This is a genomic window from Pseudomonadota bacterium, from assembly GCA_016927275.1.
GTDB lineage: Bacteria > UBA10199 > UBA10199 > 2-02-FULL-44-16 > JAAZCA01 > JAFGMW01.
Genome location: JAFGMW010000102.1, coordinates 1 through 12,427, shown reverse-complemented (window position 1 = coordinate 12,427; position 12,427 = coordinate 1). Strand labels below are relative to the sequence as shown.

Sequence of the window (12,427 nt, the reverse complement as noted above, 5' to 3'; positions counted from 1 at the left end):
TCTCAGCTTCTCAGCTTCTCAGCTTCTCAGCTTCTCAGCATAGAAGCACCTCACCAGCCTGCCGACATTGCACGGATCCTCCGGCACTTCCTCCTGCCTGCATCTCTCCTTCGCCTTCGGGCAGCGCTCCGCGAAGGCGCAGCCGACGGGGAGCTCAGCCAGGTCGGGCACCGTGCCCGGTATCGTGGCGAAACGCTCGTCCTCGCGCTTGCGGGCCATAGGGGGGATCGCGGCGAGGAGCCCCTGCGTGTACGGGTGCATGGGCTCCGCGAATATCTGCTCGACCGTGCCCTCCTCCACGAACCTGCCTGCGTACATTACGATCACCCTCTTCGCCGTCTCGGCGATGACGCCGAGGTCGTGGGTCACGAGCATGAGCGCCATGCCGAGCTCCGACTGCAGCCTCTTTATGAGGTCGAGGATCTGGGCCTGGATGGTCACGTCCAGCGCCGTCGTGGGCTCGTCGGCGATCAGGATGTCGGGCCTGCACGAGAGCGCCATCGCGATCATCACCCGCTGGCGCATGCCCCCCGAGAGCTGGTGCGGATAGTCGCGCATCCTCTGCGCCGGCTGGGCGATCCCGACGAGATCGAGCATCTGCCTCACCCTCTCCTGCACCGCCGCGCGGCTCCCTCCCTCGTGGAGCGAGACCGCCTCCGCGATCTGGTCTCCGACCGTGTAGACCGGGTTGAGCGAGGTCATTGGCTCCTGGAACACCATGGCGAGCCTCTTCCCCCTCACGGTCCTCATCTGCCTCTCGCTGAGCCTGAGCAGATCGACCGGGCCCCCGGCCCTCGTCATCTGGAACATGACGCTGCCGGAGACGATGCGGCCGGGGGGGTCGGGCACGAGCCTCAAAAGCGACAGCGCGAGCATGCTCTTGCCGCAGCCGCTCTCGCCCACGAAGCCCAGCGCCTCGCCGCGCGCAAGGTCGAATCCGACGCCGTCGACCGCCTTCACCACGCCGGAGTCGGTGAAGAAGTGGGTCCTCAAATCTTTAACTGAAAGTAGGACCATCGTATTCGTGACCCGTGACCCGTAACACGTGACCTGTATTCATCTGCCGGTCACGGGTTACGTGCTACGTGTCACGTTCTAAGGTTCGGATCTATCGCGTCCCGGAGCGCTTCCCCGACGAGGTTGTAGGCAGTGATCGTCGCAAAAATCGCAAAGCCGGGCATCAAAGTCAACCACCAGGCGATGTCCATGAACTGCTGCGCCTGAGAGAGCATGCTGCCCCAGCTCGGCTCCGATGGCGGCACTCCGAACCCCAGGAACGAGAGCGAGGCCTCGACCAGTATCGCTCCGGCCACGCCGAATGTCGCGGAGACGAGCACCGGCGCGAGCGAGTTGGGAAGGATGTGCCTCCACATGATGCGCCTGTCGCGCGCGCCCGACACCTCGGCCGCGACGACGAACTCGCGCCTGCGGAGCTTCAAGCACTCGCCGCGCACGAGCCTCGCCACACCGGTCCAGCCGGTGATCCCTATCACCACCATGATGTTGTATATCGACGGCCCGACGAAGGCCAGCACCGTGAGCACCAGGAAGAACGTGGGGAAGCAGATCATCACCTCGATCATCCTCGACACCGCCATGTCCACCCACCCGCCGTAGAACCCGGCCGCAAGGCCGAGCGCGAGCCCTATGGCCACAGCGATGCCGACCGCGACCAGGCCGACCGAGAGCGAGGCGCGCGACCCCCACACCAGCTGGGCCGCCACGTCCCGGCCGTCGCCGTCGGTGCCGAATATGTGTTCCCGCGAGGGCGGGACCAAAACCGCGTCCAGATCGTACGAGCCGGGCCTGTACCTTATCGGCGCGCTCAGCATCCACACGCCATCGGGCCGATCCCTCTCCCACTCGCCGAAATCCACCCCGACGAGACGGGACGGGAGCGACAGCGCTGGCGCCGACCATCTCCCCTCGTGGCGGAGCAGCAGCGGCCTGTCGTTTGCGATGAGGGGCGCAAACATCGCGACCAGCGCGAGCGCCACCACGAAGGCCAGGCAGACCACGGCGAGCCTGCTCTTTCTGAACTGGCGCCACACTATGGCAGGATATCTCTGCGAACGATCCCTCATGGCATTATCCAAAAAGCCCCTTCCCTCTTTCAGCTTTGAGCTTTCACCTCAGATCTGTCTCTTCCCGAACGTTATCCTCGGATCCACCACCGCGTACATGATGTCCGAGAGGAATATGCTCACCAGCGTGAGGAACGCGGAGATCGTGGCTATCGCCATGATGACCGGATAGTCGCGCGCCAGCACCGACTCGAAGCCCAGCCTGCCCATGCCCGGGATCGAGAATATCTGCTCTATTATCACGCTGCCGCCGAGCAGGGCGGGCAGGAGGGTCCCCATGAGCGTGAGCAGCGGGATCAGGGCGTTGCGCAACGCGTGGTGCACCGCGACCCTCCACTCCGGGAGCCCCTTGGCTCGCGCGGTCCTTATGTAGTCCTGGCGTATCACGTCGAGCATCGAGGCCCTGGTGAAGCGCGACATGAACGCGAACCCGCCGTATGTGAGGCACGCGACCGGAAGGACCAGGTGCCATGCCACGTTCATCGCCCAGCCGTGCCAGGGCAGCGCGTCCGCGCCCTGCGAGATTATGCCGGTGATCGGGAAGATGTTGAGATAGTCGCCGCCGGCCAGCAGCACGATTAGCATCATCGCCACCCAGAAGCTCGGGAGCGAGTAGAGGGCCATGAAGAGGACCGCCGAGGCTCGGTCCACCCAGCCGCGCGGGCGGAGCGCCGAGTAGGCGCCTATGGGGATCGAGATGAGATAGATGATGAGTATGGTGAGTATGTTGAGCGTGAGGGTGATCGGCAGCGCCTCCCCGATCTTCGCGATGACAGGCCTGTGGTCGCGATAGGAGTCGCCGAAGTCCAGCGTCGCTATCCTCTTGAGCCAGAGGAGGAACTGCACGTGGAGCGGCTTGTCCAGGCCGTACAGGGCGCGGGTCGATTCCACGATCTCGCGCGTCATCCCCTCCGACGCGAGCATCTCCGTGGCGGTCTGAGCCTTGAGCGAGGCCGGGTCGCCGGGCGCCAGATGCACCACCGCGAAGGTGATGAGGGCGATCCCGACCAGCGTGGGGATCATGAGGAGCAGTCTTTTGGCTATATATTTTAACATTTCCAAGTTGTGAGTCGTGAGTGGTGAGTTGTGAATTGGTACAATAACCAGTCACGAGTCACGAGTCACCAGTCACGGTTTTTTTACCACTGTATCAGTCTCTCCCACGGCTCGACAACCCACTCACGCGGGTCGAGGCCAAGCCTGTAGTCGACCACGTTCCCGAACCTCTTCGACACCGCCACGAGCGACGGGTTTATGAAGAGGAACGTGTAGGGCTGCTCCTCGTGCACGATGCGCTGGAACTCCCTGTACATCGCATCCCTCTTCGCCTCGTCGAACTCCCTGCGCGCCCTCTCGACTATCTCGTCGACCCTGGGGTCGGAGAAGCCGATGAAATTTGAGCCGCGGTCCCGCTGAGACGAGTGCCACAGCTGGTACGGGTCCTGCGTGATGGGCAGCGACCATGCGAGCTGCGTCGCCTCGAAGCTGCGCTCGGTGAGGAGCTTGAGCATGGTGGCCCACTCCAGCTGCCTTATGCTCATGTCGATGCCGACGCGGGCGAGGTCCTCCCTGAGGATGAGGGCGAGGCTCCTGGCGAAGCTGCTCCCCGCCGCGGCCAGCAGCGTGAAGCGAAACGGCAGGCCGTCCTTGTCGATTATGCCGTCGCCGTCGTGGTCCGCCCAGCCCGCCTCCGCGAGCAGCCTGCGCGCCGCAGCCGGGTCGTACGGCAGGGGCTCGATCGAGGGGTCGTACTGCGGCCCGAACTTGTAGAAGCCGCTCGCGACGATCTCGCCCTGGCCGAGGAGGATCTTCTCGAGGATCTGGGTGCGGTTGGTGAGCATGGTCATCGCGTGCCTGACCCGTCTGTCGGAGAAGAGCGGGTTCTGCGTGTTCCAGCCGATGTAGGAGTAGTTGGGCATCCAGTACCGGCGCTTGTCGAACCTGCGGAGGAACTTGTCGCCCCCCGTCTGCCTGGCCCACTGTATCGGCCTCAGCCCCTCGACGTCCGAGGCGCCCTTCTTGAGCATCTCGAACCTGATGTTCTGGTCCGGTATGATCTCGAAGGTGAAGCCTGAGAGGTCCGGCTTCTCGCCCCAGTACTCCTCGTTTCTGACGAGCTTTATGACCCTGCCGGTCTTCCACTCCTCGAAGCGGAACGGGCCGGTGCCGATCGGCATGCGGTTGGCGGGGTGCGAATTGAAATCTTGGCCGTCGTCGAAGACGTGCCGGGGGAGAATCGTCGCGCCGCCTATTATCTCCAGCGCCTTGAAGTAGGGCTCCGAGTAGACAACCCGCACCGCGTGATCGCCCAGCTTGTCTACCCTCTTGACGTCCCTGAAGTAGTTGCGCAGGCTCGCGGCGTCGACCTTGGGGTCCATTATCCTCTCGAACGTGTAGGCCACATCGTCCGCAGTGAACGGGGCGCCGTCGTGCCAGCGCACGCCCCTGCGCAGCCTGAACGTGTAGCTCAGATGGTCGGGGGATATCTCCCAGGACTCGGCGAGCCTGGGCTTGAGCTCGAGGGTCGCGTTGTCCCGGTCGAGCAGGGACTCGTAGACGTAGTTGTTGATCTCCCCGGATGTGGTGTCGGTGGCGAGAACCGGGTTGAGGGTGGGAGGGTCCGAGGGCAGGGACTGCGCGAGCCTCCCGGGCGGGCGGTCCATGACGCCGCTGCAGCCCGCAAAGAGGGCGCAGGCGAGGGCCGCTGCGATGGCTGGGCCTCTTCTCATCTTCTGTACCTGTGCGTCCTCGCCGCACGCGCGCGCGGAGGATCGAACGACGCCGGATCGATGCGCCCGCCCGTCTCCACCTCGCGGTAGCGGATGGAGAGCGACGAGTCGCGCGAGGGGAATCTGGCCTCTATGCTGTGCGGGAACTCCACCGCGCCCGCCCTGCGGTAGTCGGAGAACGATATTTCGTAGTCAACTCCCCCGTCGGAGGGCTTCTCGCAGCGCGAGACCCTGCCCCTCTCGCCATTCTCGAGCCAGCAGCGAAGGCCGCCCGAGGCGAAGATGAAGTGGCGGTCCCTCCCTGAGCCCGCCTCTTCGATGCCCTCGTCCGCGGCCACGGGCGGCGTGCCGGCGAGCAGGGAGATAAGGTGCGACGGCGAAAGCCCGAAAGAGGCCAGCCTGCTAATGCCGGCCTCGGTGGCCCGGCCCTCGTAGAGCTTGCGCTTGCCCGGGACGTAGAGCCACATCGTCTGCCCGTCGCTGCCGGCGCTCGCCCACACGTCCGCGAGCGAGTCGATGACGTCCACCCTGATCCTGTCCGGCCTCTCCACGACCACCGCGGCGTCGCTGTTTATTGTGCGCTCCGGCGAATCGATCCTGAGCCAGGCCAGCGCCTTGAGGCTGCCGGTGGCGGCCTCGAAATTCTTCAGCCTCCGCTCCAGCGCGGTCGAGGCCCTGCTTCGCCTCCCCTCTTCGTGCAGCGCGGTCCTCGGCGCCTCCCTCGCGCACGCGGTGAGCACAAGAACAAGCAATGCTGCAGAAGCTGCCAGTCGTCTCATCGGACCTTTCGGTTTGCGTGTCACGGCCTCTGCAAATCCCCCTCGAGATCTTCGATCCTCTGCCGCACCTTCTCGATCTCCTTCTCGTCGCGGCTCTTCTTCTTCTCCCCGAGTTCCAGCGATCGCCTGAAGAAGCCTAAGGCCTCCGCCCTTTTGCCCATGCCCAGCAGCACCTCGCCGATGTGATAGAGGACCGTGGGTTCGCCGGGGACCAGCCGGTTCGCCATGGTCAAGTATTTCATGGCGCTCTCGCTGTCGCCCATCTTGAAATAGACCCAGCCGAGGCTGTCCGCGATGTAGCCGTCGTCCGGCCGTATGAGCAGCGCCCTCTGCACATACTCGAGCGCCTCCTCCAGATTCTCGCCCCTCTCCGCGTACGAATAACCTATGTAGTTGAGGGCGCTGGCGTTCTGCGGGTTTATCCTCAGCACCTCCCGCATGGCGGCCAGCGCCGGCTCGCGCTGCTCAAGCCTCTCGTAGACAATCCCCTGCATGAAGGTGAGCCGCTCGTTCTTAGGTATCTCCTTCCTGCCGTGCTCCAGAGCCGCTGCGGCGCCGGCCAGATCGCCCTGTTCCTCGAGCAGCGCAGCGAGGAGCTCGTGGAACTCCGGCACCTTGGGCTTCGCGGCCGCCGCCTCGCGAATGGCCATGACGGCCTCGTCGCCGCGCTCCTGATCGCGGAGGATCTGGGCCATGTGCACCCGCGCGTCCCTGTAGTATGTGGAATTGGGCGGCACCTGCGCGAACCTGTCCAGGGCGCTCTCGTCCTGCTTCACGCTCTCGTGAAGCGTGCCCAGGTAGAACACTATCTTGTCGGCATCGGGGTTCCGGGCGAGTATCCGCTCGAACACCTCTATCGCCTCCCTGTGCCGCTTCATCTCGTAGTATATGAGAGCGATGCGAAGCTGCGTGGAGACGTCCTCCGGCTCTATGCGGGCGACCTCCTCGTACTTGTTCAGGGCCTTCGGCAGCTGCTTTTCTGCCAGATATATCTCGGCAACCGCGTGGTGCACGGTGATGTTGTTGGGGTCTATCTCGAGCGCCGAGCGGAATGCGGCGAGCGCGCGCTCCGGCTGCTTGAGGTGCTGGTAATATATCGAGCCCATGTAATAGTAGGCAATCGAGGAGTCGGGATTCACCCTGATGAGGCCCCTCATCGCCCCGATGGCCCTCGAGAACTCCTTCTCGGCGAGGTAGGCCCTGCACAGCTGCAGGTATGCCTCCTCGTTTTTCGGCTCGACGCGGATCACGGCGTTGAGCTCCCTTATCGCCTCGGGATACATATCCCTGGCCAAGTAGAGCTTGCCGAGGAAGAGGCGGGCCTCGGTGAGGCGTGGATCGAGCTCCAGCGCCTCGATGCAGGAGGAGATGGCCTGGGGGAGGAGCCCTTCAATGGCGTAGTTCTGGGCGAGGAGGAAGCGGTGATAGCCTATCTCAGGCTCCTCCTCGATGAGCTTTTTGAGCTCCGCGTTCGACCTCTTGCTCTCCTCGTTCAGGGAAAAGAGACTCGCCTTTATGAACTGGAGGTAGGGATCCTCCTTCTCCTTGCCCTCGAGCTTCACCGCCTTGCCACGGGCGCCCGGCGTTTTAACGGAAGCCCCCTCCTTGGCCGAGCACGCGGCCAGGCAAAGCAGCGCGACGATGAGAGCCAGACTCAGCGATCTCTTTTGCAGGACCAATCGACCCCCTGAAAAACCTAAAAATTTCAGGAGAATATAGCATCGGCGCCCGGGAATGCAAGGGGAGCGGGGCGCAAAAAGGCCCCTGCATCCGCAGGGGCGCAGGGGCCAAGACGCTCTCAGAAACTCTTGAATTGCCTCATGGAATCACGTTCATCGCCCTCTCGATCGCGTCGGTCGAGAACACTATCCATGTGGAGCCCGGCGCGTTGCCGGCGGTGGCGTAGCAGTAGTCGAGATCGACCCCAGCCTGCGCAAGCTGCTGCGCGGCGCGGAAGAGCGTGCCCGCCTCGTTCTGCGTCTCGAGGACTATCACATCGTGGTCCTCGGTCCTGAAACCCGCCTTCTCCAGGAACTTCTTCGCCGTGCCGTTGTCACCGGTGAGGATGTGGAACTGGGCGTCTGCCCCCATCCTGTACGCGCAGAGCGCGTTGACGTTCACGCGCGCCTCCGCGATCGGGGCGGTCACCCGCGCCAGAAGACCCGGCTTGTCGTTGCACTTCACGATCAGTTCGCTGGCCTTGAATATTCTGGTCATGCGCTCCTCCTTGTCCTTTGAACCTCGATGACTATCAACTATGCAAGGGCTCGACAAGGGCAAAATCCCGTGCGCCGTAAGAAATTCAAGCGGCGCGCACATCGACCGTTCCGTTGTTCGAGCTTCTGAGCGTGAGCAATATGACGGCGAAGGAGAGGGCACCCGCGCAGCCGAGGATCGCGGCGCTGGCGTAGAGCTTGAAGAGAAGGCTGCCGAGGGCAAAGCAGCTGCTGTAGATGCCCGCGGCGCCAACAAAGAACTGAAGCACGTTCTTTTTGAAATGGGGGTTCCACTCGATGCCCGGGTGTTTTTCGGCTATCGGCCTCCACCCGAACCGATACGGCTTCACCAGCTCGCAGAAGCGCCTTAGCCGCTCCTCATCCGCCGGCTTCGTGAGATATGTCACGGAGAGCCAGCACGCCGAGGAAAACGCGCAGACGAACAGGAACTGGTAGCCGAAGGCGAGCTCCGGATAGAAGCGGCGCAGGACGAACGTTTCCAGGAGAGAGCCCGCCAGCGAGCCGAAGAGCGCGGCGATCTCCGACCAAGCGTTGATCCTCCACCAGAACCAGCGGATCACCAGTATGAAGCCGTAACCCGCGGTTAGCTTGGAGAGCCAGTACCAGGCGGTCTTCACGTTCTCGAGATAGAAGGCGATCGCCACAGCGATGAGGAGCATGAGCACCGTGGCCACGCGCGAAGCGAAGACGTAGTGGCGATTGGAGGCGCCCTTGTGGAGGAATCGGCGGTAGATGTCGTTTATCATGTAGGCGGCGCCGACGTTGACGTGCGTGTCGATAGTGGACATGAACGCCGCGAGCATCGCCGCGAGGAAGATCCCCAGCACCCCTGCGGGCAAAAGCTTCACCATGAGCATCACGTAGCCCCGCTCGGCGGAGGCGCTAGGCAGCTCCGGGTAGACGACCAGCGAGACCAGGGCCACGAGTATCATGGGCCAGTAGTTGAGCCCAAGGTGCACGAGAGCGAAGAAGAAGGTGGCGAGCGATGCGTCCTTCGGCGTCCTGCTGGAGACGATGCGCTGCGTGACCGCCTCGGTGGGGTTGGACCACCACTTGAGCGTGATGAAGACGAGGAATATCGGGAAGAACGCGGACTCGAACCTCGGCACGAAGTGCAGCATGGAGTCGGCCTTGATCTCGCCGAAGCGGGCGGTGAGCCCGGCCACGAGCCCGTCCACGCCGCCGACGTATTTCATAGCGAACACCGCGAGGAGGATGGTGCCCGCAAGGCTGATCCAGAACTGTATGAAGTCGGTGGCCACGACACCCCACATGCCCGACGCGGCCGTGTAGATCAGCGTGAGCGCGAGCATGACCGCCAGGGCGATGAGCGGGTCCCAGCCGAACGCCTCCTTCACGAAGACCGAGACTGCCTTCATGACCCATCCCATGATGATGCAGTTGCTGAGGACCCCGAAGTATATCCCCTTGAAGAATCGCAGCGATGAGGCCACGTCGCCGCTGTAGCGCAGCTCCACGAGCTCGGCGGTGGTGATTATTCTCGAGCGCCGAAGCAGCGAGGCGAAGATGAATGCGCCGAGCACCCCGGTGCCGCCGAGTATGAACGACCACGCGAACCACACCCCCTGGATCCCGTGCGCAGCCACGAGGCCGGTGATGCCCAGGGGCGTGTCGATGGCGAAGGCCGATGCGACCATGGATACGCCGGCTAGCCACCACGGCAGCGAGCGGCCGCTCACGAAGAACTCGTCCACGCTCTTGCCGGCGCGCCTGGAGAAGGCGAGCCCGAGCCCCACCATGACGACCAGCATGATTATTATGATGACGAAATCGACGGTCTGCAGGTGCATCGGGCCCCCTCGCGAGAGTATTACTGCAAAGGGCGCGGCTAGGCAAGCCCGGGGGAGGAGGGACTCAGACGTTGAATCGGAAGGATATTATGTCGCCGTCCCGGACCACGTACTCCTTCCCTTCCAGCCTCTGCCTGCCCGCGGCCTTCGCGGACTGGAGGGCGGCCCCGCAGGCGATGAAGTCGTCGTAGGAGACGACCTCCGCCTTGATGAAGCCCCGCTCGAAGTCCTTGTGGATCGCGGCCGCGGCCCTGGGCGCGGTGGATCCCGCCGGGATGACCCATGCCTTTACCTCGTCCTCCCCCACGGTGAAGTAGCGGATGCGGCCCAGGAGCTCGAACGACGAGCGGATGACGCGCTCGAACGCCGGCTCCGCGATCCCCATGGGCTCGAGGAACGCGAGACGATCATGGGGAGGCAGCTCCGCTATCTCGGCCTCGAGCATGCAGTTGATGCCTATCACGTGCGCTGCGGCGACGTGTCGGTCGGCGAAGGCCTCTGCGAAGGAGGGGTTGTCGTCGCGCACGTTTATCACGACCAGCTCCGGCCTCAGCGTCCAGAATGCGAAGCCGCTGAGGGCCCTCTTGTCCTCGGCGGACATCTCCATGTCCCTGAGGGGCCTGCCCGCCTCGAGGTGCCCCTTCGCCCTGGGGAGGATCACCGCCTGCATCGCCTCCTCGGGCCTGATGGTATGTTTCTGAAGCCTGGCCAGCCGCTCGATCCTCCCCTCCACGACCACGAGGTCGGAGAATACGAGCTCGTCCGCGAGATTCTTGTAGCGCGCCACGACCTCTGAGACGTCCGATGCGGTGAAGGCGTCCACCACGTGCACGAAGGCGTCGGCGGTGACGAGGTTCTGCCTGATCGAGTCCCAGGGCTTCTCGCCCGCCGCATTGACGTCGATGAAGGGAACTCGCGCCGGAGAGACCTTGGCCGGCTTGAAGATCTCGACGAGGCGGTCGAAGCGCTCATCGGGCACCGAGGCGACCCCGCGCACACAGCTCTCCCCGTAGATCTCGCTGCTTTGCACTCCCGTCATGATCTCGAAGAGAGTGCTCTTGCCCGACTGCACGAGCCCTATGATCCCTATCTCCATGGAAGCCCCCGCGAAAGGAGCGCTCCATAGCAGCAAGGACCGGCCGTATCAATTGAAAATGGCGGCCCATGCATTGTCTTGCACAGCTCCTTCCGATTCATATAGTGTGGCCCCGGGTGATCCTATGTCCTTCCTGGCGCGGCTGAAGATGATGGCGGGCAAAAGGGCGAGGCTCGGGCTTGCGCTGGGCTCCGGGGGTGCGCGCGGCTTCGCCCACATCGGCGTGCTCAAGGTGCTGGAGGAGGAGAAAATCCCGGTGCACTGCATCGCGGGCTGCTCCGCCGGCGCCATCATCGGCGGGCTTTACTCCGGCGGCGCCTCTGTCCTGGCGCTGGAGGATCTTGCGGCGAGCTTCTCCCTGAAAGAGGTGGCGAAGCTCCTGCTCCCCTCGTTCAACCGGGGCGGCCTGATAGACGGCGGAAGGGTGAAGAGGCTGCTTTCTCCCTACACCGCAGGCAGGTCGATCGAGTCCCTCTCCCCCCGCTTCGCCTGCGTATCGACCGACCTCTACTCGGGCGAGCGGATCGTCTTCAAGGAAGGCGACCTCCTGGAGAGCATCAGGGCCTCCATATCGATACCGGGCCTCTTCACGCCGGCGATATGCGGAGACCGAATCCTCGTGGACGGAGGCGTCGCGGACCCGCTCCCGATCGGGCTGGCTTACGAATTGGGCGCCGACTTCGTCATCGCCGTGAGGGTCAACCGCCAGGTCGAACACAGGCATCCCCTGCCGAGGGACGGCGGCGGCAACTGCACGGCCGACGGCAGCTCGGAGCTCAGAATCGAGAAACAGCTCGGCGAGATAGAGGACGACGCAGGGGAGGACTGGCTGCGCAACTCCCTGAGAAAGATCGTCACGACCTATGAGAAGGCCCGCGACAACAGGAGGCTCACACCTCCGATCCTGGAGATCATACTCTCCACCATCTCGATATACGAGCGCAGGCTCTCTGAGCTGAGCATAAGGGATGCGAAGGACATAATAGTGGTCGAGCCGGCGCTCGCCGGCATCGAGATACTGGACCTCCACAAAGGGGTGCAGGCGATAGCCGCAGGCGAGGCGGCGATGCGCTCGCGCCTCGGCGACGTCGGCCGGGCGCTTGGTTAAGACGTCAATACGATGAACGCAAGCATGCTGAGCATGGCGAGCAGAAAACCGACCGTCGCTATGATCCTGTGACGCCTCTTCATGCGCACCTCTCGGCCGACATGACTACGAAAGAGCCGTATTTGCGCAGGATGTCGGGGATCATGCGAAGGTGATTCATGGTGCGGCGCGCGACCGACCTCCCGTAGCGCCTCTCGACTTCGGCAGCGCGCCCCTCGTAGACCGCCAGCGAATGCTCCCAGGTCTTCATCGTATGTTCCATTATGTCCTCGCAGCGGTCGATCCTGAAGCCGTTTGCGCGGAATATGCCGGGCCAGTCGGTCATGAGCTCTTCGCCGTCGTGGTAGAGGATGGTGCGCATGGCGCGCTCCTCCTCGCGCGAGGGGCGGCCGGTGAAGACGAGGTCCGAGAAGCCCAGCCTCGCGCCGGGCCTGAGCACCCGGTGCGCCTCTTTCGCCAGCCTGCGCTTCTGCGCGGCGGTCACGCAGATGTCGCCGGCAACCTCGAGGCAGAGCGCGGCATCGAAAGTCCCGTCGGCAAAAGGCAGCCCCAGCGCGTTGCCCTCCATCACGCGGATGCGCTC

11 protein-coding genes are annotated in these 12,427 nt (G+C 63.9%); 1 reads left to right on the top strand and 10 read right to left on the bottom strand.

The genetic code is table 11. The features are described 5' to 3' along the window. Positions 1 to 18 precede the first annotated feature (18 nt). The 9 genes from JXA24_07260 to ychF all read right to left on the bottom strand — a co-directional run bounded on the left by JXA24_07260 (position 19) and on the right by ychF (position 10,736). Entirely contained in the window at positions 19 to 1,017 is a 999-nt protein-coding gene (locus JXA24_07260; protein MBN1283550.1) for an ABC transporter ATP-binding protein, read from the bottom strand. Between the two features lie 71 nt (positions 1,018 to 1,088). Beyond that, positions 1,089 to 2,084 carry an ABC transporter permease gene (locus JXA24_07255; GenBank protein ID MBN1283549.1) on the bottom strand — a complete coding sequence of 332 codons (996 nt, stop codon included), beginning with the start codon at positions 2,082 to 2,084 and terminating at the stop codon, positions 1,089 to 1,091. Positions 2,085 to 2,132: 48 nt separating this feature from the next. Continuing rightward, positions 2,133 to 3,140 (bottom strand): ABC transporter permease, encoded by a 1,008-nt coding sequence (locus JXA24_07250; protein MBN1283548.1) that lies wholly within the window; start codon positions 3,138 to 3,140, stop codon positions 2,133 to 2,135. 83 nt (positions 3,141 to 3,223) lie between these two features. Then, positions 3,224 to 4,813 carry a peptide-binding protein gene (locus JXA24_07245; protein MBN1283547.1) on the bottom strand — a complete coding sequence of 530 codons (1,590 nt, stop codon included), beginning with the start codon at positions 4,811 to 4,813 and terminating at the stop codon, positions 3,224 to 3,226. Next, entirely contained in the window at positions 4,810 to 5,592 is a 783-nt protein-coding gene (locus JXA24_07240) for a DUF4292 domain-containing protein (GenBank protein ID MBN1283546.1), read from the bottom strand. The genes JXA24_07245 and JXA24_07240 overlap by 4 nt, the downstream gene beginning before the upstream one ends. 20 nt (positions 5,593 to 5,612) lie before the next feature. Next, complete coding sequence (locus tag JXA24_07235) at positions 5,613 to 7,271, bottom strand: tetratricopeptide repeat protein (GenBank protein MBN1283545.1); 1,659 nt, start codon at positions 7,269 to 7,271, stop codon at positions 5,613 to 5,615. Positions 7,272 to 7,410: 139 nt separating this feature from the next. Then, positions 7,411 to 7,809, bottom strand: a complete 399-nt coding sequence (locus JXA24_07230) for an ACT domain-containing protein (protein MBN1283544.1) — start codon at positions 7,807 to 7,809, stop codon at positions 7,411 to 7,413. Between the two features lie 85 nt (positions 7,810 to 7,894). Further along, complete coding sequence (locus JXA24_07225; protein MBN1283543.1) at positions 7,895 to 9,640, bottom strand: Na+:solute symporter; 1,746 nt, start codon at positions 9,638 to 9,640, stop codon at positions 7,895 to 7,897. 64 nt (positions 9,641 to 9,704) lie between these two features. Further along, on the bottom strand, positions 9,705 to 10,736 hold the full coding sequence (gene ychF, locus JXA24_07220) for a redox-regulated ATPase YchF (GenBank protein MBN1283542.1): 1,032 nt from the start codon (positions 10,734 to 10,736) through the stop codon (positions 9,705 to 9,707). Positions 10,737 to 10,860: 124 nt separating this feature from the next. On the opposite strand from ychF, the gene JXA24_07215 reads away from it, so the two are divergent. Continuing rightward, positions 10,861 to 11,844 (top strand): patatin-like phospholipase family protein, encoded by a 984-nt coding sequence (locus tag JXA24_07215; GenBank protein ID MBN1283541.1) that lies wholly within the window; start codon positions 10,861 to 10,863, stop codon positions 11,842 to 11,844. Between the two features lie 79 nt (positions 11,845 to 11,923). Here JXA24_07215 and JXA24_07210 read toward each other — a convergent pair. Next, the coding region (locus JXA24_07210) for a methyltransferase domain-containing protein (GenBank protein ID MBN1283540.1) at positions 11,924 to 12,427 on the bottom strand (504 nt) is incomplete at its 5' end.